17 protein-coding genes are annotated in these 24,728 nt (G+C 40.4%); 12 read left to right on the top strand and 5 right to left on the bottom strand.

What is annotated here, in order from left to right; translation table 11 throughout:
* The first annotated feature begins 1 nt into the window (after window position 1).
* From A7P55_RS02390 to A7P55_RS02380, 3 genes are all read left to right on the top strand, one after another.
* Window positions 2–832 carry a tetratricopeptide repeat protein gene (locus tag A7P55_RS02390; protein ID WP_171550988.1) on the top strand — a complete coding sequence of 277 codons (831 nt, stop codon included), beginning with the start codon at window positions 2–4 and terminating at the stop codon, window positions 830–832.
* A 789-nt stretch (window positions 833–1,621) separates the two neighbouring features.
* A complete protein-coding gene (locus A7P55_RS02385; RefSeq protein ID WP_171550987.1) occupies window positions 1,622–2,428 on the top strand; it encodes a tetratricopeptide repeat protein in 807 nt (268 codons plus the stop codon).
* Between the two features lie 145 nt (window positions 2,429–2,573).
* Window positions 2,574–3,581, top strand: a complete 1,008-nt coding sequence (locus tag A7P55_RS02380; RefSeq protein ID WP_171550986.1) for a tetratricopeptide repeat protein — start codon at window positions 2,574–2,576, stop codon at window positions 3,579–3,581.
* Window positions 3,582–3,610: 29 nt separating this feature from the next.
* On the opposite strand, the gene A7P55_RS02375 is transcribed toward A7P55_RS02380, so the two are convergent.
* Window positions 3,611–4,477, bottom strand: a complete 867-nt coding sequence (locus A7P55_RS02375) for a tetratricopeptide repeat protein (protein ID WP_171550985.1) — start codon at window positions 4,475–4,477, stop codon at window positions 3,611–3,613.
* A 168-nt stretch (window positions 4,478–4,645) separates the two neighbouring features.
* Here A7P55_RS02375 and A7P55_RS02370 point away from each other — a divergent pair, with 168 nt between their 5' ends.
* Together A7P55_RS02370 and A7P55_RS02365 are read left to right on the top strand one after the other, a co-directional pair.
* A complete protein-coding gene (locus tag A7P55_RS02370) occupies window positions 4,646–5,029 on the top strand; it encodes a hypothetical protein (protein ID WP_171550984.1) in 384 nt (127 codons plus the stop codon).
* Between the two features lie 166 nt (window positions 5,030–5,195).
* Window positions 5,196–6,380 (top strand): porin, encoded by a 1,185-nt coding sequence (locus A7P55_RS02365; RefSeq protein WP_171550983.1) that lies wholly within the window; start codon window positions 5,196–5,198, stop codon window positions 6,378–6,380.
* Between the two features lie 52 nt (window positions 6,381–6,432).
* On the opposite strand, the gene A7P55_RS02360 is transcribed toward A7P55_RS02365, so the two are convergent.
* On the bottom strand, window positions 6,433–7,266 hold the full coding sequence (locus A7P55_RS02360) for a DMT family transporter (protein WP_171550982.1): 834 nt from the start codon (window positions 7,264–7,266) through the stop codon (window positions 6,433–6,435).
* A 75-nt stretch (window positions 7,267–7,341) separates the two neighbouring features.
* Window positions 7,342–8,322, bottom strand: coding sequence for a LysR family transcriptional regulator (locus A7P55_RS02355; RefSeq protein ID WP_016542891.1), 981 nt, complete (start codon window positions 8,320–8,322; stop codon window positions 7,342–7,344).
* A gap of 100 nt (window positions 8,323–8,422) precedes the next feature.
* Between A7P55_RS02355 and A7P55_RS02350 the strand changes: the two genes are divergently transcribed.
* The 6 genes from A7P55_RS02350 (at window position 8,423) to cntB (ending at window position 15,948) form a co-directional block, all read left to right on the top strand.
* Window positions 8,423–9,535, top strand: coding sequence for a tartrate dehydrogenase (locus A7P55_RS02350; RefSeq protein WP_171550981.1), 1,113 nt, complete (start codon window positions 8,423–8,425; stop codon window positions 9,533–9,535).
* A 39-nt stretch (window positions 9,536–9,574) separates the two neighbouring features.
* Complete coding sequence (locus A7P55_RS02345) at window positions 9,575–11,230, top strand: BCCT family transporter (protein WP_171551079.1); 1,656 nt, start codon at window positions 9,575–9,577, stop codon at window positions 11,228–11,230.
* Window positions 11,227–12,180 carry an alpha/beta hydrolase gene (locus A7P55_RS02340; protein WP_171550980.1) on the top strand — a complete coding sequence of 318 codons (954 nt, stop codon included), beginning with the start codon at window positions 11,227–11,229 and terminating at the stop codon, window positions 12,178–12,180. The genes A7P55_RS02345 and A7P55_RS02340 overlap by 4 nt, the downstream gene beginning before the upstream one ends.
* Window positions 12,181–12,244: 64 nt before the next feature.
* Window positions 12,245–13,360 (top strand): carnitine monooxygenase subunit alpha, encoded by a 1,116-nt coding sequence (gene cntA, locus A7P55_RS02335; protein WP_005274384.1) that lies wholly within the window; start codon window positions 12,245–12,247, stop codon window positions 13,358–13,360.
* Between the two features lie 75 nt (window positions 13,361–13,435).
* Window positions 13,436–14,887 carry an NAD-dependent succinate-semialdehyde dehydrogenase gene (locus tag A7P55_RS02330; protein ID WP_171550979.1) on the top strand — a complete coding sequence of 484 codons (1,452 nt, stop codon included), beginning with the start codon at window positions 13,436–13,438 and terminating at the stop codon, window positions 14,885–14,887.
* A gap of 104 nt (window positions 14,888–14,991) precedes the next feature.
* Window positions 14,992–15,948: a carnitine monooxygenase, reductase subunit CntB gene (gene cntB, locus A7P55_RS02325; protein WP_171550978.1), complete on the top strand. Its 957-nt coding sequence runs from the start codon at window positions 14,992–14,994 to the stop codon at window positions 15,946–15,948.
* A gap of 76 nt (window positions 15,949–16,024) precedes the next feature.
* Here the strand turns inward: cntB and A7P55_RS02320 are convergent, their stop codons facing one another.
* Both A7P55_RS02320 and aspT read right to left on the bottom strand, forming a co-directional pair.
* A complete protein-coding gene (locus tag A7P55_RS02320; protein WP_171550977.1) occupies window positions 16,025–17,626 on the bottom strand; it encodes a bifunctional aspartate transaminase/aspartate 4-decarboxylase in 1,602 nt (533 codons plus the stop codon).
* 50 nt (window positions 17,627–17,676) lie between these two features.
* Complete coding sequence (aspT, locus tag A7P55_RS02315) at window positions 17,677–19,362, bottom strand: aspartate-alanine antiporter (protein WP_171550976.1); 1,686 nt, start codon at window positions 19,360–19,362, stop codon at window positions 17,677–17,679.
* A gap of 530 nt (window positions 19,363–19,892) precedes the next feature.
* Here aspT and A7P55_RS02310 point away from each other — a divergent pair.
* Window positions 19,893–24,728 (top strand): ESPR-type extended signal peptide-containing protein (locus tag A7P55_RS02310; protein ID WP_171550975.1); only part of this gene is annotated, 4,836 nt, incomplete at its 3' end.

Genomic DNA, 24,728 nt, shown 5'->3' with positions numbered 1-24,728 from the left:
TATGTTTGATTTTAAAAAAATAGTTTTTATTTTTACAGTTTTCTTTCTTGTTTTTAGTAGTGCTTGTAATTCAAAAAGCACTAGTGGTATTTCTGAAGCTGAAAAAAAAGAATATGTTTCTAAATATCAAGCTGAAATGGATAGTGAGAACTATAAAGGTGCTTTTAGTATACTTGAAAAATTAGTTGAAAAAAATGATGATTTTGCAAAGAATGAAATGGGTTTTTTTTATGAGAAAGGTATATTTGTTGAAAAGGATATAAAGAAGGCAATAAAATTGTATGCTGAAGCGGGTAATAATAATTATGTTCCTGCAATGTACAATATTAGTAGATTGAAACTAGAGGATGGGAATTCAGCTGAAGCTTTGTCTATATTGAAAAAAATAGAAAGTGATAATTATGCGCCAGCTATTAATCTTTTGGGTATTATGTATAATAATGGGGATTATGTTGATAAAGATTTAAATAAGGCTTTTTTATATTACAAAAAAGCAGCTGATTTGGGGAACCCTGATGCAAAATTCAACTTAGGGCAAATGTATTTTTATGGTGAGGGAGTTAAACAAGACTATAAAAAGTCTTTCTATTGGTATGATGAGTCTGCAAAGCAAAACTATGATTTTGCGAAAATTCAGTTGGCAACATCATATTATAAAGGGTATGGTGTGGAGAAAAATGTTGAGAAAGCTATAAATGTTATTAGTGAAATGGCTGAAAAGGGTGATCCAGACGCAATTTATAATATTAGACTTTACTATAAGTCTATGAATGATAATGGGAAATATGAATATTGGGACATTAAATGTAAAGAAACTATAGGTTGTGAATAACATTTTATATTAAAAATAAAATTAATTACTCAGTATCAACTAGATGGGGAAAATCAAGTAAGTTGATATTGAGGCCGTTATTAATTGCATAAGAAAAATTGATCAAATATCTTACTAAACTGGAGCGGCATTAGCTGTAGGTGAAATTTTAAGCAAGCGTCTAGTTGGATTTTTAGGTATTACGCCTCATGCTAAAGTTGGGCAGGTAATTATAACTGTAGCAGGATTTAGGTGCTGCTGCTGGTTCAAGTATGTATGTGGATAAAGCACTGTATCAAAGTATGGGATTGTGTAAATAATGGGTTTTAATTTTTTTATCTTTATTTTTAGTATATTACTGTTTTTGGTAAGTTATTTATATTCTTATAGTTTTATGAATAAAAATAAGTTTATAGAATTGAATTTTCCTAAAATCAATGGTAAAAAATACTCATTTTATGAGATTTTTGAAAATACAATCTCTGCTATTTTCTTTTTTTATTCATTATAATATTTTCTATAAGAAAAGTGGGCGCCTCCCAGTTTATGATGATAAACATAATGTAGTAATGAATAACTTTTCTAAAGATGAGTTGATTGAATTTATTAATAATAATTACATTTTTTTAAAAAAATATTCTTTGATTTTTTTTATTTCTGGGGTGTTATTTGTTGGGTCGTTAACTTATTTCTTTATGTTTGAATATTAATTTTTATGATTTTAGTATTTTTTAACAGGTGTGGGTTTTATAAATTTTATTTTTGTTAAGTTGTTATAATAAAAATAAAGTGAAGTAAAAGGTATCGAATATGTGGATTAAGACTAAAAAGAATGTTTTCTTAGTTTTTCTGACTTTGTTTTTATCTTCATTTATTTTAGTCGCTTGTGGTAATTCTGCTAATACGACAAAATCGAAAGATAACCATAGCCAACAAGACGTTAATCCTTTATTTGAAAAAGAACAAAATTTATTCGATGAAGATAAATATGAAGATGCATATAAAATATTTAAGCAACTTGCGGATCAAGGTGATGCTAAAGCTCAAAACGCATTAGGCAATGGTTATCAGCATGGCTTTTGGGGAGAGACTGATCTAAAACAAGCTAAAAAATGGTTTCAAAAAGCAGCTGATAAAAATTATGTTGGTGGTATCCATAATTTAGGTATCTTAGAGTTTTTAAAAGGAAATTATAAGCAGGCTTTACCGTATTTTGAAAAAGCTGCAAGTATGAATAATGCCGATTCTATCAATATGTTAGGAATTTATCATCAAGAAGGAATAGTTTTTGAACAAGATTATAAAAAGGCGCTTTCATATTTTTCTCAAGCTATAGATATTGATGCAGATAATGCAAGTGCTCTATTTAATATTGGACAAGCTTATTACTATGGAGAAGGGGTCGAGCAGGACTATAAAAAAGCTTTTGTATGGCTTACTAAATCTGTAAATCAAGATTATAGCCTAGCGCAGATTCAATTGGCTGAGATGTACTTTAGCGGCAAAGGTGTTAATAAGAATGTTGTGAAAGCCATTGAAATTATTAAGCCTTTGGCAGATTTAGGTGATCCAAAAGCACAGCAAAACTTGAAGTGGTATATTGAGCATCCAAATTAAAGTAATAAATGTGAATAGTTCAAATTTTTTAAAAATGAGTGACTCAAAATATTTTAGATATTTAGTCTTAGGTTAATTTAATTGGTAAGAAGCGGATTATCCAGATCCGCTTTATATTTGGTTGGATAAAACAGGATTCCTTAAAATGAAATTTTTGCTTACTACATTAGTATTGGCGATAAGCTTAACAGGTTGTGATGTAAAAGCTAATAAAGTTAGTAGGGAAGGCCAAGGTGTTAGTCTAGATTTATCTAAAATTGATAAAGTTGTAAAAAGCAAAGACAATAATGGAAAAATAAAATATTTTAATGCTTTATTGATTGAGGCTGAAAATAATAATCCTATTGCGCAAAATTTAGTAGGGGTGGTTTTTGAAAATGGATATTTAAATCAAAAGAAGGATATTGAAAAATCAATATATTGGTATGAAAAGGCAATAAAAAATAATAATGGAGTGGCTGAAAACAATATGGGGAGTTTGTATGCTCATGGTAATGGAGTTAAGCAAGATTATGAGAAAGCTTACAACTACTATAAGAATGCAATGAGTAAAAATGTACCTGAGGCTATTAATTCAATCGGTTTTATGTATTTTAATGGTTTCTATCTTGAAAAAGATCTAAAAAAAGCATGCGAATATTATGAGAAATCAGCAACTTTTGACTATGGTTTAGGAGCTGCAAATACTGCTAATTGTTATTATGAAGGTTGGGGAGGTATAAAAGATAAGCATAAGTATTTTGATTATTCTCTAAAAGCTGCTGAAAAAAATTATGCACCGTCACAATTTAATGTTGCTGTTATGTATAAAAAAGGAGAAGTTGTTGATAAGTCAATTGAAAAATCTGTGTATTGGTATAAAAAAGCAATAGAGAATAGTGAACCTCGTGCTGCTTATAATTTGGCGTCGTTATATGAAAAAGGTGACGGAGTAAAACAAGATTTTGATCTTGCGTATGCCTATTACACTTTAGCAAAAGAGTTTGGATTGGATGCCGCTCAAAAAAAATTATTGGAACTAGATAGTAAAGTAGTTAAAGAAAATATTCGGATTTTAAAAAATGGAGATAATATACAAATCGCAGTAGATGATCCTTCTGGCAAGTGGGAAATTATGGATGAAGAGGATTATTTGAAGAAAAATAATCAATAATTTTATAGCTCATAGAATATTAAATTTATCTAATCGCTCTTAGTTGGGTTTTTCTTGTATTGGTCTAGCCAATATATAGATTTTCCTAGTTCATTTTTATCTTTATAGTAAAGAGAAATATTGTATTGCGCAAGATCATAACCCTGTTCTGCATATGGTTTTATCAATTCAATAGCTTTGTTTATATTCTTATCAGTACCTTTACCCTCATCATATAAACTTGCTAGTTGAATAGCTGCTGTTGCATAATTTTGCTTAGATGACTTTGTGTACCATTCAAATGCTTGTTTGTAATCTTGCTTAACTCCCCTACCATAATAGTATGCTTGTCCTACATTAAACTGACCAGCAGCACTACCATGATCTGCAGAAAATAGAAACTTTTCTAAAGCTTTTGTTGAATCTTGTGGAAAGATAATCCCATTTTCATAATATATACCAATATAATTAACAGCTTCATAAGAACCAAGCTTAGCTGCTTTTTCAAAAAGGGTTAATGCTTTTTGATAGTCATCTTCATTTTTTGCTTTATTAAACGCTATTAAGCCTAAGTTATGTATTGAAGGGGCATGGTTTTGTTTAGCTGCTAATGTATACCAATGAATAGCTTTTTCTTTATCGGTTTCGCCATTAAATCCATATTGGTAACTTGCACCAACATCATTCTGAGCAACTGGATTCCCTTGTTTAGCAAGCTCTAATAAGATCGGAAATGCTTTATCATATTGATCATTGTTGATGAAATCTTCTGCTTGTTTTAGTTTTTTATTTGTTTTTTGATCATAGATATACACGTTTTCTGCATCTGAATTGTTTGTATTTGAGGTGGAATTTTGTTGAGAATTGCCACATGAAATCAAGAAGATAAGTGATGTGAGAACTAAAAAATTTTTCATTTAAATCTAAGCTATTATTGAAATTTAAATGAGCTTATTTTAATGTTAGTTCCTTATTTTAACAATAATTAATGGGTGTGATTTAATTAATTTTACAATTAACATTATTTTAAACTTTATGGTCTTTTATTTTTAACATAATGGGACTACATTTTATGAGTATTTTTTATGTTAATTAAAGACTTGTTAGTAATTTATTTATTATTGTCGGTTGTGTTGTGGGCTACTTTTCACCAATTAGCTGCAAGGTATTTGAATCGCAATGAAGCTTTAAAGAGTATATTTTACGGTAACTTGTATAAAAATAAATCAATGGATGTGACTAATATTGAAGCAGTGATTTTAGGTGTCACTTTTGTCAGTACAATTTTATTATTTTCCGAGAAAAGCTTAAAAAAATTTTTTGAAAAAAGAAAACTATTCTATAGCTTGGATTTCAACTCGGCTATGAGCGTGGTAGAGCAGCATAAAAAGTTATGGTTTTATATTAAGTTATCTGTTTTTTTTGGTTCTATGATAGTTATAAGCTCAGTTATGCTCTTTTGGCTGTAATTCAATTATTGATAATTTTATCTATCTAAAAGGATATTCCATACTTGTCTGAGCTTAATCCTGTTTTATTAAACACACTCCGTAAAGACCAACTTTATAGTTTAAGCGTTGTTTGTCTGCATGAATTTCTTCATTTTCTTATGAGGTTAAACAAGGACGTACAACAATGAAAAAAGCACTATTTCTCTTGGGTTCAATGGGTATCTTGGCAAATATGCCAGTCTTGGCCGCCGATTTCAGTATCGGTGACCCAAAAACACAAGCGGGTGAACTGAAACTGACAGGCGCAATCCGTACTCGCTATATCCATAAAGACTATATTGTCGAAGCCAATGAAGGTTCCAAAAACGATGATTGGCGACTGGCAGATATCAAAGCGGTACTCAGTTATGAAAATCCGAATTGGATTGCTTCAATGGATGTGCGTTGCTACCAGTATGATCGCTTATGTGATGCACTGTTTTTAAAAGATGCTTGGGCAGGCTATAAATTCTCGGATCAGCAACGACTGACAGTCGGTTTTCAATCGGTTGATTTTGGCTTTGGACGACTGTGGGGCAATAGTTATTATGAAACTTTGCTGAATACCGTTGGACTGGAAGATATCCAAAACCTTGGGGTGAAGTACCAGTATAAGGACAATCTGTATAATTTCATTCTTGGTTTTTATCCTACCGATGGTGGCAATTACAAAGGTACCTCCAATGATTCCAGTCGCTATAGCGGTAACTTTGTGCGGGCAGATGATTTGACCCAAGGCACCGATATTGATGAAAAGAATATGTGGGTGACGCGTTTATCCCGAAAATTTGAGCTCGATCAATCGCAGAATTTCTCGACGGAAATTGGTGGCTCTTACTGGTATTCAGAACTGGAAAATAACCGTACTCATCAAGATGGGCATCGCAGTACTTGGAGCGTCTTTAGCACCACCAACTATCAGGCATGGCAATGGCTATTTTTGGCAGGTGAGCAGAATATTAAAAATGCAGATGATCTTTTGCCGAAAAGCTCGACCATTGGTGCATTTGATTATCCCTATCAAGTGGCCAACAAAGGCAAATATATGGCCAATGAGATTAACTACACCTTTGCCAAGCCTTTCCATCAGTTAGAAAATATTAAACCTTATGTGTCTTATAGCCGCTTTTATAAAGATGAATCAGGCTATCAAGATTCGGATCGCTTAATCGCAGGCCTATATTTTAACTATAAAAAAATCGGCATACAGGGTGAATATATCTGGAGTCGCAATGACCCAATGACGGGCAGTGGTGCGGATGGCCTTGCTCAAGGTGACAGCAATCAATGGAATAAATTGTTCTATTTATCGTTGGGTTATTACTTCTAAACTCAGCGTTGAAAATGAGCCAGTCTGTTTGCGATAGACTGGCTTTTTTCGTTTAGGCGGTTCTTAAGATTAAAGCACCAACTAAAATGAGACATGAGGAGATAATCCGTACCGCATTGATGCGTTCTTTTAGAATAAAGATTGAGATCAGTGTGGCAAATAAAATCGAGGTTTCTCTTAGTGCGGCAACAATCGCAACAGGTGCAAGCGTCATTGCCCATAGCGCCAAACCATAAGAGAAAAATGAACCGATGCCACCAATTAAGCCTAAATGCCAATTATGTCGAAAATACTCACCCATCTGACGATATCGCATTTTTAGGGCAAAGATAAAAAAGATCAGTCCTGAAAGTACGAAACTCCATAGGATATAGGCAATGGCTGATCCTGCAAGGCGAACGCCATGACCATCCAGCAAGGTATATCCTGCAATCAAGACGGCATTCAGCAAAGCCAGACCAATACCTTTACGTCCCGTTTGGGGCGCAGCCAGAATCATCGATAAAATGCCGATGGAAATAGTGATGATGCCAAGCCATGCATTGAAATGTAGTTGTTCATGCAGTAATAAGGTGCCTAAAACGGCCACAATCAGCGGCGCTGTACCACGCATCAAGGGATAGGTCAGGCCCATGTCGGCAACGCGATAGATTTTAGCCACCATGCCAAAATACAGAATTTGTATTGCCGTTGAAGCCAGAATATAAGGCCAGCTCTCGCGATGCGGCATGGGGAAAAAGGGCAGCAGTAGCGCTGCTAAAACTGCTGCTGATGCAGTGACCAATACCGTGGTTAAAAACTTATTTGTGCCTGCTTTTACAATGGCATTCCATGTGGCATGGCATACCGCTGCGATTAAAATAAGGACAAATATTGCCGTGCTCATAGGCTGCCTGCTGATTCATGATCTCGCTAATGTGCATGATGTTGGTGAAAAAAGAAAGCAGGTAGCTTATCGCGATTATAAAAAGACTTTTTCCGTATTCGGATTGATTGGCTCAATCGGCTGGATCAACTGACCTCGAGTCAAATTCTGAACATGTTGTAAGCGGTTGATCAATTCATTCTGAATAAACAAGATACAGGTTTGTAGTTTAGACGAGCTTTTTAAGCGCGAAGGATACACTGCCCAAACATCGGCATCTTGCCAGTATTCAGGCAAGATATGCTGCAATTCACCGCTAATTAGTTCATCGGCAACATCCCAGATTGAACGTAATATAATGCCATGTCCTTCAATGGCCAGTTGATGAATAATCTCGCCATTATTGGAGATAAAGCGTGGCGTGACATGTACCGACCGATCTTCCGAAGGATGACGTAATTTCCATAATACTGAGGATTGGTCACGCTCACTGATGGTCAGGCAATCGTGGTTACGTAAATCTTCCAGACTTTCAGGCATGCCATGTTTGAGCAAATAACTGGGCGCTGCGCAAAATATCCGAAAATTAGACATCAGTTTTTTGGCAATCATATTCGGGGCAATGTCATTACCAATCCGAATATCCAGATCAATGCTGTGTTGAATCAGGTCTTTGGTGTTATCGATGGTATCGAATTGAATTTCCAGTTTGGGGTACATGGTCATCAATTTAGACAAGATGGGCGCAACATGTTTACGGCCAAAACCAAAGCTGCTGACAATGTCGAGATGACCTGTGGGCGTGCTTAAGGGGTTATTCACCAGCTCGCTGATTTCATCAAACTCATCCAGAATATTCGAGACTCGATCCAAAATCAGTTTGCCATCTTCGGTCAAACTGACATGGCGGGTGCTGCGATGGAACAGTTTGCAGTTTAGGTTGGTTTCTAAAATGTTGATGCGTTTACTGATAAATGCAGGTGAAGCACCCAGCTCCTCAGCTGAATCGACAAAACTCTTGCGTTTTGCGACTGTGCAAAAAACCTTTAAATCCGATAGGTTAGGTAGATTATTCACGATCCGTGTCCATTGGGGTGATAGTTTTCTTATTGATCATTGTTGCTGAAAACAGCATGTTTACAGCTAAGGATATTAACCAAAGGTGTAAGGGAGCGTTATGGCAAAAAAGTATAAAGTTGCCACGATTGCGGGTGATGGGATTGGTTTAGAAGTTCTACCAGAAGGCATCAAGGTTGTAAAGGCAGCGGCAGACAAATATGGCATTCAAGTTCAAATGGATAGCTTCGATTGGGCCAGCTGTGATTACTACCTTGAACACGGCAAAATGATGCCGGATAACTGGTTTGAGGTCCTACAGGAATATGATGCAATCTTCTTTGGTGCAGTGGGTTGGCCTGAAAAGGTGCCTGATCACATTTCACTATGGGGATCATTGCTGCAGTTCCGTCGTCGTTTTGATCAGTATGTGAATTTACGCCCTGTTCGGTTAATGCCTGGGGTGAAATGTCCATTGGCTGGCAAACAACCCGGCGATATCGATTTTTATGTGGTACGTGAAAACAGTGAAGGTGAATATTCAGCGATTGGTGGTAAAGCTTTTGAAGGCACCGATCGTGAGTTTGTGTTGCAGGAAGCGGTGTTTACCCGTCATGGTGTCGATCGTATTTTAAAATATGCGTTTGAATTTGCAGATCAGCGTGAGGCTAAAAAAATCACGGCTGCAACCAAATCCAATGGTATTGCAGTCAGCATGCCGTATTGGGATGAACGTATCGATGCAATGGCAAAAAATTATCCGCAGATCAAGGTAGATAAGCAACATGTTGATATTTTAGCGGCACGTTTTGTTCTACAGCCTGAGCGTTTTGATGTGGTGGTGGCATCGAATTTATTTGGTGACATCTTGTCGGATTTAGGCCCTGCATGCACGGGTACCATTGGTTTGGCGGCTTCGGCCAACCTCAACCCTGAACGTAAGTTTCCTTCGCTATTTGAACCTGTACATGGTTCAGCACCCGATATTTACGGACAACAGATTGCCAATCCGATTGCGGCGATCTGGTCGGGTGCCATGATGCTGGATTTTCTGGCAGATGGAGATGAGCAGGTGATTCAGGCAGGGCAGGAAATCATGCAGGCGATTGAGCATGTGTTGGTGCATGGCCCGAAAACACCTGATGTCGGTGGTATTGCCAAGACCTATGAAGTGGGTGATGCGATTGCATCCTGTGTGACTCAGCAAAAAATGGATTTATTCGCGATGGAGTAAGTACCCCTGAGGGAATAGTCACTATCCGAGATGGATTGAATAGATATGGATAATCAAATTACAAAGCCTTATACAGATAAGACGCTTGCGATCACCAGTCTTGCCGTTGTATTTACATCGGTGGCTGGGCTGGCAATCTACTCATCTGAATCAATACAACTGGCTGCAAAATGGATGCAGTGGACCACGTCGGTGTTTACCACGCCAGTCCTACTATTTGCTTTTTTATCAATTATTTTTACCTTCGGTTTGGCCTTTAGTAAATACGGCAAAATCAAGCTCGGCGAAGGTAAGCCCCAATACAGCACCATGTCATGGATTTTCATGTTTATTTTGTCGGGGATTGGATCATCCACCTTGTACTGGGGCTTTTTAGACTGGGCCTATTATTATCAAACTCCGGGTTTGAATTTAGCCCCAGAATCGGCAGAAGCCCTGAAATATAGTGTGGCTTATTCCTTCTTTCACTCTGGTCTAAGTGCGTGGTCGATTTATGCCTTGGCATCGATTTCACTGTGCTATAGCTACCATGTCAGAAAGAATAAAGGCCTGAGCTTAGCATCAATGGTCGAAGCAGTAACGGGTTTTAAAGCAACGGGTCCAGTTGGACGTGTGGTCGATCTAATGTTCTTGCTGTGTATGTTTGGTGCCTTGACCATTTCACTGGTACTGACTGCGGTGACCTTTACCAACATTCTGTCGCAGCTGACAGGTATTCCGAATACCTTCATGACCAAAGTCATCATCATTTTAGCGGTGTCAGTGTTATTCGCACTCAGCTCCTATGTTGGTATGGATAAAGGCATGCAGCGTTTGAGTCATATGGTGTGTTTGGGTGTGGTGCTGTTTGCGATCTATGTGCTGTGCTTTGGGCCAACCCAATTCATTATGAATAATTCATTGATGAGTTTTGGTCTGATGGCGACCAACTTTGTCGATATGAGCTTGTTTACCGACCCGATGGGCGATGGAAAGTTCACCCGTGAATGGACCGTATTCTATTGGTTATGGTGGATTTCTTATGCACCCGGTGTGGCGTTGTTTGTGACCCGTGTCTCCAAAGGACGCACCATTAAAGAAGTGATTCTTGCCATGGTCATCGGCGGTAGCGTTGGTTTATGGTTCATCTTTGGGGTATTTGAAAATTACAGCGTTCACAGCTTTATTCACGGCATGGTCAATGTGCCGCAAATCTTGAGCCAACAGGGCGGTGAAGTGGCGATTGGTCAACTGTTGGGCTTATTGCCAGCAGGCAAGCTGATGATGTGGTTGTTCCTTGGCATTATGGTGATTTTCCTTGCAGCACATATGGATGCGGTGGGCTATGCGGTTTCTGCAACCTGTACCCGTGGCCTAAGTGAAGGGCAAGATCCATCTCCGAATGCGCGTTTGTTTTGGTGTTTGATGTTAACCCTAGTGCCGATTGCGATGATTTTCTCTAAAGCACCTTTAGACACCATGAAAACTGCCACCATTGTGACTGCCTTACCGTTTATTGTGATTATTCTGGTACAGACCTATGGCTTGGTGAAATGGTTGATTGAAGATTATTCCAAGGTGCCATCGCATTTGATTGAACAGAGTAGCTTTAATGACTTGGAAGTGCTTGAGCATACTGACCCAAATCAACAGATGCAGATTGATATTGCGGTAACCGCACTGGCACATAAAAGCAGTCAAAAGGAATTGTCATGACAGCACAACCGAACACGCGCGATGCGTTAAGCGAAGAAATGCAAAGTCTGGTGTACTGGAGCAGCATTTATTCAGCAGCGGATAACGATATTGATTCAATTCGTGCAGCTTATGATGCCATGTGTCTGCATTACACCTTACCACGTGATGGAACGGTGAAGATTGAAGATAAAACCGTTACGCATGCGACTCATCCCGTCAATCTTCGGTTGTATTCACCCTTGGGCCAAGCACCTGCGCAAGGTTGGCCTTGCGTGTTGTTTATCCATGGTGGTGGCTGGATGCTGGGAAATCTGGATTCACATGAATTTATCACCCGCTATTTATGTCGTGATCTGAATGTTGCAGTACTGAGTGTGGATTATCGTTTGGTGCCAGAACATCATTTTCCAGCCGCTTATGAAGACTGTGAAACGGTCTATCACTGGCTACGTGAGTATGGGGCAGAGTGGAACATTAACCCAACGCAGATTGCCTTAGCAGGAGATAGTGCAGGCGGAAATTTAGCTGCAGCACTGGCAGTTCAGCTACAGCATACAGGTGTCCAGGCCTGTGGTCTGGCCTTGATTTATCCATGTTTGGGCAGCAGTTTTGATACAGCGTCTTGCCAGCAGCATGCACAGGCGCCGTTATTGACGCTCGAGGAAATGCATTATTACCTGAAACAATATGCACCGAATGAAAGTGATTGGCAGGACACACGTTTAGCACCACTGTTGGCAGAAGATTTCAGTGATATGCCACGTAGTTTTGTTGCAGTCGCTGAATACGATCCACTGAGTGACGACGGACGTATTTTTGTGGACAAGTTGAAGCAGGCCAATATTGTCGCCGAGTTTTATCTCGGCAAAGGATTACTGCATGGCAGTTTACGTTTAGTACGGGACTGTCCTGTAGTGCAGGATTTATATCAGCACATGCTGAATTCGTTAAAGCAAATGTTCAAGTGATTTGGACATCAGCCAATTTTGATAAAACGGTCGTTAGGACAAAACAGTTTAATGGAGTAAAACCATGAATGCAGTTGAAAAATTACCAGAAGATTTCTGTTCAAACCCAGATGTGGCATGGACATTTCCAAAAGTGTTCTATACCTCATCTCAGGTGTTTGAGCGTGAGAAAGAAGAAATTTTTGCGAAAAGCTGGATTTGCGTGGCACATGGCAGTGAAGTTGCCCAAGCCAATGACTATATTACCCGTAAGGTGATTGGGGAAAATATTATCGTGATCCGCGGTAAAGATAGCGTTTTACGTGCCTTTTATAATGTTTGCCCGCATCGTGGTCATGAGCTGTTAAGTGGTAGTGGTAAAGCCAAAAACGTGATTACCTGTCCGTATCATGCATGGACCTTTAAGTTAGATGGTAGCTTGGCATTGGCGCGTAACTGTGATCATGTTGAGTCTTTCGACAAGCAAAACTCCAGCATGGTGCCATTAAAAGTGGAAGAATATGGCGGTTTTGTCTTTATCAATATGGATGAAAATGCTACCTGTGTTGAAGATCAGTTGCCTGAATTTGCACAAAAACTGAATGAAGCTTGTGCGGTCATCAAAGACTTGAAACTGGCGGCACGTTTCGTCACGGAAACGCCTGCCAACTGGAAAGTGATCGTGGATAACTATTTAGAATGTTATCACTGTGGTCCAGCACATCCGGGTTTTGCTGATTCGGTGCAAGTAGATAAATACTGGCACACCACCCATCAAAACTGGACGCTGCAATATGGCTATGCACGTTCTTCAGAAAAATCTTTCAAGCTTGATCCATCGGTTAAAGATCCGACCTTTAGTGGTTTCTGGACGTGGCCGTGCACCATGTTTAACGTACCGCCGGGTGCAAACTTCATGACGGTGATCTATGAGTTCCCGATGGATGCGGAAACCACTTTGCAGCACTATGACATTTTCTTCACCAATGAAGAGCTGACCCAAGATCAGAAAGACCTGATTGAATGGTATCGCAATGTCTTCCGTCCTGAAGACCTCGAACTGGTTGAAAGCGTACAACGTGGTTTAAAATCACGGGGTTATCGTGGTCAGGGCCGTATCATGACCGACAAGCAACGTTCAGGAATCAGTGAACACGGTATTGCTTATTTCCAGAATCTTGTTGCGCAACATCACAAGTAATTTTGTATCAGGCATCAGATAATTTAAGGTGCGGTGATCAGGCCGTACCTTGCTTTCAATCGATAGGAACATGACATGTCAAGTTTGCAAGCAAGTCCGTTATTTCAACAACGCGGACTGATCAATGGTCAATGGGTGGGTGCACAATCCGATGCCACCATTGCTGTGACCAACCCTGCGACAGGTGAGGAAATTGGCGTCATTCCCAATATGGGGGCAGACGAAGCCACCGAAGCAGTCGAAGTAGCGTATCAGGCTTTAGCTGCATGGAAAGGATTAACGGCACAAAAACGTGCAGACCTGTTATTGGCTTGGTATCAATTGGTTTTGTCGCATGCCGATGAACTGGCGCGAATGATGACCATTGAACAAGGTAAACCCTTAGCTGAAGCTTTGGGTGAAGTGAAATATGCGGCTTCATTTATTCAATGGTTTGCCGAAGAAGGCAAACGCGTTTATGGCGATGTGATTCCAACTACCAATAGCCAGCAGCGCTTTATTGTGACCAAAGAACCTGTCGGTGTAGTGGCAGCAATTACGCCGTGGAATTTCCCGATTGCCATGATTACCCGTAAAGCTGCACCTGCTTTGGCGGCAGGTTGTACCATCGTGATTAAACCAGCCAATGAAACGCCGTATTGCGCACTTGCGCTTGCCAAACTGGCGGAAATGGCTGGTATCCCAGCGGGTGTCCTTAATGTTGTTACAGGCAAATCACAAGACATTGGTTCGGTCTTTAGCAGCCATGAAAAAGTCAAAAAATTGACCTTTACCGGTTCTACACCAGTGGGGCGGTTATTGATGCAACAATGCTCAGGCACCATTAAAAAGTTGGCGCTGGAACTAGGGGGCAATGCGCCGCTGATTGTGTTTGATGATGCAGATCTGGATAAAGCGGTACAAGGTGCAATTTTTGCCAAGTTCCGTAATGCAGGACAAACCTGTGTCTGTGCCAATCGAATCTATGTACATGACAAGGTTTATCAGGCCTTTACCGAGAAGTTTGTGCAAGAGGTACAAAAATTCAAAATCGGCAATGGTTTGGAACAGAATGTACAGATCGGACCGTTAATCAATGACAAGGCGGTACTGAAAGCAAAACAGTTGATTGATGACGCTTGCGGTAAAGGTGCAAAAGTCGCTTGTGGCGGTCAACAGCATTCACTGGGTCAGACTTTCTTTGAACCGACGGTTTTAACCGATGTGTCTCGTGATATGGAGATTGTTCAGGAAGAAATTTTTGGGCCAGTCGCGCCGTTAATCCGCTTTACTGAGGAAGCTGATGTCATTGCGCAAGCCAACGATACCATTTTTGGTTTGGCCGCTTATGTGTATAGCGAAAACATTTCACGGATCTGGCGTGTCGCTGAACAGCTGGAATACGGCATGGTCGGGATGAACTCAACTGCGATTTCCAACGAAGTGGTGCCATTTGGCGGGGTGAAACAATCTGGTGTTGGCCGTGAAGGTTCAAAATACGGTTTAGAAGAGTTTATGACCATTAAATATATGTGTTTAGGGTTATAGCAACAATGCCTGTGAAGACTCTCTTCACCTAGGGTCAACAGGCAATATGCGCTTAAAATTAGAAAATGCTTAGATGAGCAGCATGCGGTAAAGAGGATTTAGACATGGCTAGTCATTATGAAATGTTTGCATCGGTGGTCACACGGGTAGAGCAACTGACACCACTGATCAAACGGTTTACATTTAAACGTCAGGACGGACAAAATTTCCCTCAATTCAATGGTGGCAGTCATATCATTGTGAAAATGAATGACCAACTGTCCAATGCCTATTCACTGATGAGCTGTGCTCACGATTTATCGACTTACCAAGTCTGTGTCCGTAAAGATATTGAAGGTAAAGGTGGTTCAGTTTATATGCATGATCAGTGCAATGAAGGCTGTGAAATTCTGATTTCTGAACCGAAGAATCTATTTCCATTGGCGGCAGATGGTGAGAAACATATTCTGATTGCGGGTGGTATAGGGATTACGCCATTTGTGCCGCAAATGGATGAGTTAGCTGCACGAGGTGCTGATTATGAATTGCATTATGCCTATCGTTCGCCAGAGCATGCCGCGCTGTTAGAAGAACTCAAGCAAAAACATGCTGAACATATTTTTAGCTATATCGATTCGGATGGAAAATGTCTGGACCTCGATCAACTGATTGGCGCTCAACCGAAAGGCACGCATGTGTATGTGTGTGGCCCGAAGCCAATGATTGATGCAGTGATCGATCGTTGTAATTACCATCGTTACCGCGATGAATATATCCATTGGGAGCAATTCGCATCTACGGTACCCGAAGAAGGTGAAGCATTTACAGTGGTGCTGGCAAAATCCAATCAGCAAGTTGAAGTGCAAGGCAATCAAACCATTTTACAAGCAATTGAATTGCTCAATATTGATGTGGAATGTTTATGCCGTGAAGGAGTCTGTGGCACGTGTGAAACCATGATTCTGGAAGGTGAGGCGGAGCATTTTGACCAATATCTGAGTGATGATGAAAAAGCCTCGCAGCAATCGATGATGATCTGCGTGTCACGTGCTAAAGGTAAAAAGTTGGTACTCGATCTTTAAATGTTCAGTTATGATTTTAAAACCATAAAAAAGCAGCCTAAGCTGCTTTTTTATTTACTGAAAATTTGATTCAGATTTATTTTTTAGCTTTCTTGGTTTTTAAGTACTCTTGATAGGCTTCTTCGGCAAAACGTCTTAGTGAGTCTCCGATTGCAGCATATTGGTATTCATTCAGATTGGCCAATGACGCACGGGCAGAAGGGTGCTGTACACCAAAGCCTGAACCAGGTAGGAGCACCACACCTGTTTCATCGGCAACACGGAATAATAATTCGGTTGGATTCTTATTTTTCATGACCCAATCGGCAAAATCATCCCCGTATAATGTGCGAGAGGTGTTTTCCAAATTCACCAAAGTGTAGTAATCGACAGAATTCGGGTCGGAAGGAACTTCAACCCCTAACTGGCGATACAGTGCCGCATCACGTTCACGCACCACAGATTTGACTGCTTTCTTATAGTTCTGCTGAGAATCCATCATATTAAACAGTGCAAATAGGACCATTTGCACTTGCTGTGGTGTCGATAGTCCTGCGGTATGGTTCAGTGCAACATTACGGCTATCTGCGACCAGACGGTCAATAAATTTAATATTGGCTGGATCAGTGGTTAAAGATGAATAACGTTCTTCCAGTTCTTTCTTGTCTTTTTTAGAGAGTGCGGCGAGTTTTTTATCCAGAATATTATTGTTGGATAGTGCGATAACACCCAGTCTCCAACCCGTTGCTCCAAAATATTTCGAGAATGAATACACCAAAATGGTATTGTCTGGACAGATCGCAAACAGTGATTTGAAATTGTCTGCGAAAGTACCGTAAACATCATCGGTCAAGATAATCAGGTCAGGTCGTTTTTTAACGATATCTGCCAATATAGCCAAGCCTTCATCACTCAGTTTTACTGAGGGCGGGTTACTTGGATTGACGAGGAAAAAGGCTTTAATTGACGGATCTTCCAGTTTTCGCAATTCAGATTCTGGATATTGCCAGTCTAATTTCGGGTCCGCTTCGATCAATACTTCTTCAAGTTGATAGTCATTCAGTTTCGGGATTTCCAGATAGGGAGTGAAAATTGGAGTACCAATTGCAATCCGATCGCCATTGGCAATAATTTTATTCTCTTTTAATGAGTTAAAAATATAAGCCATTGCTGCGGTTCCACCTTCGACTGCAAACAAGTCCAAACCTTCTTTAGGCATGCCTTGGACGCCCATTTCACGCAATATATATTCTTTGATAATTGATTCGCTAATGCGTAGCATTCGATCAGGGACCGGATAATTACAGCCTAAAATGCCCTCAACCATTTCCAGTAAAAAAGCATCGGGATCTAAGCCCAATTGATCTCTGACGTAGGAAATGGCTTTACCAAGAAAAATGACACCGGGTTTATCCCGATTGTGCATAATGAAATTATCGAAGCGGGATTGCAAACCGACAGGGCGAGGAAAACCGCCCAAACCTTCTGGCATATAAGAGAAAGAGAACTCTGATTCCGTTGTGGAAAACAGCCCCAATTGAAAGAAGGCTCGACGTGGAATGGTGGCTAAAAAGTTCGGATTTCCACGTCCTGCATTGAGCATCATCCTGTCCGTTCTGCTTTGAGCAAGCTCGATTAATTTGTCTTTTAGTTCGAATGGGCTAAGTTTTGAGTATTTTGAATAATCAACGTTCCCCATGGGAAGTCTCCTTAATTATAGTGACGGCAATAAAATTTTGAATATGGATGTTAAGCAAGGCCAACAATCAGTGGGCCAAGCAGTGTTAAGAATACGTTTGCCAAGGCATAGGTGATTGCAAAAGGTACGGTCGGAATCGAGTTTCCTGCTTTATCTAGAATGGCACCAAAGGCTGGGTTGGCACTGCGTGAACCTGATAAGGCTCCTGCCATAACCGCAACATTGTCATAACGCAGTACATAACGTGCGAAAAGCATGGAAAGAATTAAAGGAATTAAGGTAACCACGACGCCAATCATAAATAGGGACAGACCACTGTCTTTAATGGTTTGAATGGCTTGTAGACCAGATTGTAAACCGACAGCAGCGACAAAGCCCGCAAGACCTAAATCTTTAAGCAGTTGCGAGGCAGCTAATGGCATGTTGCCATGAACCTGATTGCGACTGCGTAACCAACCAAATAGAAGACCTGAGAGTAGCGCACCGCCACCCGCACCGAGTGTTAGAGGGACATCGCCAATACGGATTACAAACAGACCGATTAACAAGCCGACAACCAAACCTGCACCATGGAAAATCCAATCGGTTTTTAAGCTTTCTGGCAGTGCTGTGCCTGCTTCTTTGACTAAACGATCAAGATCACTTTTAGTTCCATAAACCGTAATGACGTCGCCCTGTTGTAGCACGGTATCATCACTCAAGCTTTGGATTTCATCATTACGTTTAATCGCCAGCACATAAATGCCATGTTTCAAATAAGCAGGGGTATTGGCTTTAATGTCACCGAGACTACGATTGATATATTTGGAATTTCTTAGGATCACGTCCGTGGTATCCATAATCATTTCCATGCCTTGTGAAGACTGTAGCTCAGTACCAATTTGGTCTGAAATAGCCACCACACTGGCACGACGGCCGACCAGTAATATCACATCATCTGTTTGTAAAGTTAGTTCTGGTACAACATCAATCAGTTGATCTTTTCGCTTTAACCGTTCAATTGTGATGCTGGCTTGTTTAGCTTCAAGCTCTGCCACCGTTTGCCCACTAGCTTGTTTGACTTTATAAATACGTCCGACAATTTCAGGCATCGCCAGTTCTTGACCTGGGGCTAATTCAAAAGCACCTTTTAGACGTTCAGACTGAGCTTTCAGCGCATCATCATGAATTTCTTTGCCCATAAATTTAGGCAGGATATTCACACAGACAATAATGGCACCCAATGAACCGAAAATATAAGTCACGGCATATCCGATTGCGACATTGGCCTGTAGTTTTTGAATCTCAGCCAAAGGGAGATCGAGGCGAGAAATCGCATCACCTGCAGTCCCAATAATTGCAGATTGGGTCATTCCGCCAGCAGCTAGCCCTGCTGCTAAGCCTTTGTCTAAATGGAATAACTTCGCCATGACTAAGACTGTGATTAAGCCACTGATTGCCATAAAGACGGCTAACAGAATTTCTTTTATCGATTGTGGACCCAATGATTTGAAGAACTGTGGGCCACTTTCAAAACCAACTGCATAAATGAACAATGCAAACAGAATAGCCTTGACCCCATTATCGACGGGAACACCGATGAGACTGAGTACGACTGCAACAAGTAGAGAACCCGCTACACCACCGAACTGAAATTTTCCGAATTGAAACTGACCGATCCAGAAACCTATCGCTAAGGATAAGAACAATAATATTTCTGGGCTATGTTTTAATTCGCCTTGTAACCATTCAATCATTTTTCGATCTCACTTTTCTTATTCGATCTATCTTTAGGTTTGAAATTTATTTATTTTTCATGTTTTTTTAAAATACGCCTCAGAGCGATTCTGTGCAAATCTATTGATTTTATTGTGTTTTTATATTTTTAGCCTAAGTTACTATAAAAACTAAATTTTTTTATTATAAACTGTTTTTATATAAACTTAACTTAACGAAAGATAAAATAAAGTTACACAAATAAACAGATTGAAATCTGAGTAATTACGGGTTGTTTATATTATTTAAATAATTTTAAAATAATAAGTAAGTTTTTATAATTAATTTATATTTACTTGATTTTAATGATTTATTTTTTTTGTAAAATATAATTAATCAATGGATTTTAAATAATTAAAAAATAAATTGTATTTTTGTAAATTACATTAAAAAAACAAAACTATAAATAAAGAATTACTTGAATTTACCAAGGCTTTGACGGGTTTCTGTTTATATTTTATTCAAAATAAATACTTTAAAAACATAGATAAAAAGATAAGGTGAAAAAATCATGAATAAAGTCTATAAACTGGTTTGGAATGCTTCAATTGGTGTTTGGGTCGCGGTATCTGAGCTGGCCAAATCCAAAGTAAAGTCAAAAACCATCAAAGTTTCAGCCGCTGTCATACTGGTTCATCTGACAGTGGGGATGGAGACAAGCTATGCAGATGATGTGATTCAGGGAAATAATATACAAGTCATTACAGATAATAGTGACCCACTTAATATCAAACATACGATTTCTACTTTAGATAATGTCAATTTTAAAAATGTCGCCGTGGGATCAGTGGTGATTGATAGTGCGACTAATAAAGTATCTGGGTTGAGTAATGGGGTGAACAATGATGATGCTGCAACTTTTGGACAACTGCAAACTGTCGATAATAAAGTCAGTCAAAATAGCTCAGATATTTCATCCTTAAATTCAAGCGTCTCTAAAAATACAAGTGATATTTCATCAATAAACTCGAGTGTATCTAAAAACACAGGTGATATTTCTTCGTTAGGTAATCGAGTCACGACCAATGAAGGAGATATTGCAAATCTACAATCTTCAGTCGGGGGAATATCGAATCAAACGTGGAAAATTCAAGCAAATGGCGATGCTGCCACATCGGTAAAAGCTTCAGATACAGTCCAGTTTAATGATGGTGCAAATATTGCGATTACCCGATCAGGCAATAATCTTACAGTAGCAACTAAGCCAGAAGTCAGTTTTGACAAAGTGACTGTCGATGGCGTTGTGCTTGATAATGGTCAAATTACAGTGACCAAAAATGCCACTGTAGGTTCTGGCTCCAAGGAGGTCGTAACGGGTGATCAACTGTATCAAGTAGAGCAGGATTTATTAAATGCAGGGATTGAACGTGCTAAATATTTTCATGCAACTTCGGTTTTAGATGATTCTGTCGCAGATGGTACAGACTCAGTGGCGGTAGGGCCAAAGGCTGTGACCAATATAGCGGCTAAAGATGCGGTGGCGATTGGTAATAATGCCGTTGTCGGAACAGCAACGGCTGGTGGTACACCTGCTACCGATGGCATTGAGTCAATTGCGATTGGTAAAGACACTAAGGCACTAGGCAATAAAAATACCGTGATTGGACAGGCAGCGACGACTGATACGATGGAAATTACCAGTTCGATTGCAATTGGTGATGCCGCAAAAATCAGTGGTAACAGCACTAAAAATGCAATCGCGATTGGTTCTAACTCAATTGCAAGTGCAGCAAATGCAAGTGCATTCGGTACAGGGGCAGAGGCTTCTGCAACCAATGCGACTGCTATTGGTCAAGGGGCGAAAGCCGCTTCAGGTTCAGCAACAGCCATAGGTGATAGTGCAATTGCGGGCGGAGCAAATGCCACGGCATTGGGTTCAGGTGCTCAGGCGAATAGTAGCAATGCCATTTCTTTAGGTGCGAATGCTGGTGTGGGTACAGCCAATAATGCAGGAAATAGTAATCAAAACCATATTGCAATAGGTACTAGCGCCGGACAGAACATTAAGGGAAATGAAAATATTGCGATTGGATTACAAGCCTCAAATGGAACATCGGGTAATTATAATATTGCGATTGGCTCTAAGTCAGGACAAGGTTCAGCAGGTGAAGAAAATGTCAGTATCGGGTATTTGTCAAATCAAGATGCCAGTGATACGGATCATACGACAGCAATTGGTGGACGTTCCATTTCTGGTCAGGCGGCTGTGGCTGTAGGTTATCTTGCCAATGCTGATAATCAGGGGGCGGTTGCGATTGGGTCCAATTCAAAAGTAGAAGGGATTGATGACGGTTCTGGTACAGGCACCAAGAAAAATGCAGATAATGGGGTTGTCATTGGGACTAATGCATGGGCAAAAGACAACAGTATTGCATTGGGTTCTAATTCTGTCGCTTCAAAAGAGTTAGCTGAAACACAAACAGGCTATTTGACTTCAACTAAAACGAGCAATCAAGGTGTTGTCTCGGTTGGTTCAGATGGTTCTGGTGGAGTGGCTGCATTTAATCGACGAATTGCTCATGTCGATGATGGTGCGGATGGTTATGATGCTGTAAACGTTAGACAATTAAAAATCGCCCAAGAAAAAGTGGGAAATTTAATTGGTGGCGATGTGAGTGTCGATAACAACGGTAATTATTCACAAATTACGCTGAAAGATAATAAAGGCAATGAATTTAAATATAACACGGTGGTTGATGCCTTAGGTGCAATCTCCAGCGGTGCTGTGCTTCCAAGTGTTGATAATGCTGTGACTTATACAGATGCGACATCTAAGCAAATTAATTTAAGACCCAATACCGTGATTAGTGGCTTGGCAGCAGGCAAAGTAGGGACAGATGCTGTCAATCTGGCTCAAATGCAAGAAGCGGTTGAAGCGAGTCGAGTTAAATATATCAGCGTTAAATCAGAAGCGATTGGAAATAAAAATAATGAAGGTGCATCAGGGGTCGATGCTGTCGCAATTGGACCTGAGGCGATTGCGCAGAATAAAAACAGTACCGCAATTGGTTCGCAAGTCTATGCGTTAGGAGATAATGCAACCACGATCGGTTCAACCGGCACAATCGCATATGATGCAGCTGGTGTAGCGATTGGTCAGCATGCGATTAGTCGTGGTGAAAACAGTATTGTCATTGGTAAAGATGCGAAATCAGAACCACAAACTACTAACGATAAAGTGAATGATGCGATAGCTGTTGGTAGCAATGCACTGGTCACCAATAGTAAAGGAATTGCGATTGGTAAAGAAACCATTGCACGAGGTGAAGAAAGTATAGCGCAAGGTTATGATGCTCGAGCCAGTGCCGATCGGGCGCTTGCCGTTGGGGTCAGCAGTCGTTCCTCAAGTACTGACGCGTTGGCTTTAGGTACACAAGCATCGGCATCTGGAACCAATGCTCTGGCGACAGGTAAACAAGCTAATGCAAATGCCCGTGACTCGATTGCAACAGGTACGCAAGCAACCACTTATGCAAGCAATGCGATTGCAATGGGGAACAATTCTATTTCAGGGAAAGCCAACCCAACCAAAGATGAAATTGACAACAATCTCAATTCAAATACCATCGCCATTGGTACAGATAGTTTAGCCAAGATCCAAAGTGCAATTGCTTTGGGGAATACGGCCCGAGCAACAGAAGAAAATACTATTGCAGTGGGTAAAAACAGTAAAGTTGAAGCGAAAGATGCGATCGCTATTGGTTTAGATGCGCAGACGGTTGGCGCAAATGGGGTTGCCTTAGGTAAACAAGCGAAAGCAGATGGGGAGAATGCGCTGGCCCAAGGTGTAGCTGCGAAAGCGTTAAATATTAATTCGATTGCACAAGGGAATAATGCTCAAGCTATTGCGGATAATGCAACTGCGATTGGTGCAAATGCTTTGGCGACAGGCAACGCAGCAATTTCACAAGGTTTCAATGCCAAAGCATTAAATACCAATACCATTGCTCAAGGTACCAATGCACAGGCAACAGCTGAAGGTGCAACTGCCATAGGTGCAAATACAGTCGTTAATCATAACAATGCTGTTGCACTTGGTCGTGGTTCGCAATCTGCCGATTATGTACAAACAACCAGTACGGTGATTAATGGTAAGACCTATAGTTTTGCAGGCACACCTACCAATTCTTCAAGTGTAAGTGTGGGCAGTGCAGGGAATGAACGTACCATCGTCAATGTCGCAGCAGGTCGAATCAGCTCAACCAGTACGGATGCGATTAATGGTAGTCAGTTGCATCAAACCAATACTGCAATTGAAGATTTAGCCAATACACCACTAACCTTTCAAGCGGACAGCGGTACCAATGTGCAGCGTAAACTTGGAGAAACACTCAATGTCGTTGGTGGTATAACAGATGCCAGTAAATTGACAGATAATAATATTGGTGTTGTGGCTGATGGAAATAACAAGCTCACGGTTAAATTAGCTAAAGATGTGAAAGTCGATAGCGTCAATGCAGCAGGCACATTGATCAATAGTAATGGCTTAAGCTTTGTCGATGGTAGTGGTAATGCAATTGCGAATAGTCCAAGCATCAGTAAGAACGGAATTAGTGCGGGCAATCAAAAGATCACCAACGTGGCCAAAGGTGATGTGAATGCGAGTTCAACCGATGCAGTAAATGGCAGTCAATTGAATGAGGTTGAGCAAATTGCCAATAAGGGTTGGAACCTCACCACCAATAACAATGCTGCCAGTAAGAGCAATGTTGCACCTGACGGTACCGTGGATATTTCCAATGCAGACAGTAACCTTGTGATCAGCAATCAAGGTAATAATGTGGATATTGGTTTAGCCAATCAAGTCACGATTGGATCAGGCGCAGGCAGCAACCCTGTAACGGTGAATGGTGTCACAGGTCGAATCAATGGCTTGACCAATACCACATGGGACCCGAACGCAACTTATAACAGTAAACAAGCAGCGACTGAGGAACAGTTAAAGTCAGTCAGCGATGTAGCACAGAACGCCAACAAAGGCTGGAATGTAAAATCAGATAGTAACTTGGCAGCAACACAAGTGAAGCCGACGGATACGGTCGATATTGGCTTAGCCACAGGTGAAACTAATCTAAAATCGACTGCGGTAAATGATGGCAAAGGCACCACCACCATTGATTTTAGTTTAAGTAAAGATCTGAATATTGATACGGTAACCGCGGGTACGGGAACAAACAAAACCGTGCTGAGTCAGACGGGCGTGAATATTGAAAATGGAACGACTCAAACGCAACTCGAAGCAGGTAAGGTGGTTGTGAAGAACACAGCCAATACGCTGACCTTGGATGCAGGCAAAGGCACGCTTGAAGGTCTAAGTAATAAAAACATCAGTAGTGCGGACTTTGCG

The organism is Acinetobacter sp. Ac_5812 (assembly GCF_013072695.1).
In the GTDB taxonomy this organism is placed as follows: Bacteria; Pseudomonadota; Gammaproteobacteria; order Pseudomonadales; family Moraxellaceae; genus Acinetobacter.
This window is presented reverse-complemented; position numbering and strand designations above follow the sequence as displayed.

Bases quoted from the DNA above. Each gene is read 5' to 3' on its own strand.
- A7P55_RS02390 (WP_171550988.1), top strand. From the start codon at position 2: ATGTTTGATTTTAAAAAAATAGTTTTTATTTTTACAGTTTTCTTTCTT.
- A7P55_RS02385 (WP_171550987.1), top strand. From the start codon at position 1,622: ATGTGGATTAAGACTAAAAAGAATGTTTTCTTAGTTTTTCTGACTTTG.
- A7P55_RS02370 (WP_171550984.1), top strand. From the start codon at position 4,646: ATGTTAATTAAAGACTTGTTAGTAATTTATTTATTATTGTCGGTTGTG.
- A7P55_RS02360 (WP_171550982.1), bottom strand. From the start codon at position 7,266: ATGAGCACGGCAATATTTGTCCTTATTTTAATCGCAGCGGTATGCCAT.
- aspT (WP_171550976.1), bottom strand. From the start codon at position 19,362: ATGATTGAATGGTTACAAGGCGAATTAAAACATAGCCCAGAAATATTA.
- cntB (WP_171550978.1), top strand. From the start codon at position 14,992: ATGGCTAGTCATTATGAAATGTTTGCATCGGTGGTCACACGGGTAGAG.
- A7P55_RS02375 (WP_171550985.1), bottom strand. From the start codon at position 4,477: ATGAAAAATTTTTTAGTTCTCACATCACTTATCTTCTTGATTTCATGT.
- cntA (WP_005274384.1), top strand. From the start codon at position 12,245: ATGAATGCAGTTGAAAAATTACCAGAAGATTTCTGTTCAAACCCAGAT.
- A7P55_RS02330 (WP_171550979.1), top strand. From the start codon at position 13,436: ATGTCAAGTTTGCAAGCAAGTCCGTTATTTCAACAACGCGGACTGATC.
- A7P55_RS02365 (WP_171550983.1), top strand. From the start codon at position 5,196: ATGAAAAAAGCACTATTTCTCTTGGGTTCAATGGGTATCTTGGCAAAT.
- A7P55_RS02340 (WP_171550980.1), top strand. From the start codon at position 11,227: ATGACAGCACAACCGAACACGCGCGATGCGTTAAGCGAAGAAATGCAA.
- A7P55_RS02320 (WP_171550977.1), bottom strand. From the start codon at position 17,626: ATGGGGAACGTTGATTATTCAAAATACTCAAAACTTAGCCCATTCGAA.
- A7P55_RS02380 (WP_171550986.1), top strand. From the start codon at position 2,574: ATGAAATTTTTGCTTACTACATTAGTATTGGCGATAAGCTTAACAGGT.
- A7P55_RS02350 (WP_171550981.1), top strand. From the start codon at position 8,423: ATGGCAAAAAAGTATAAAGTTGCCACGATTGCGGGTGATGGGATTGGT.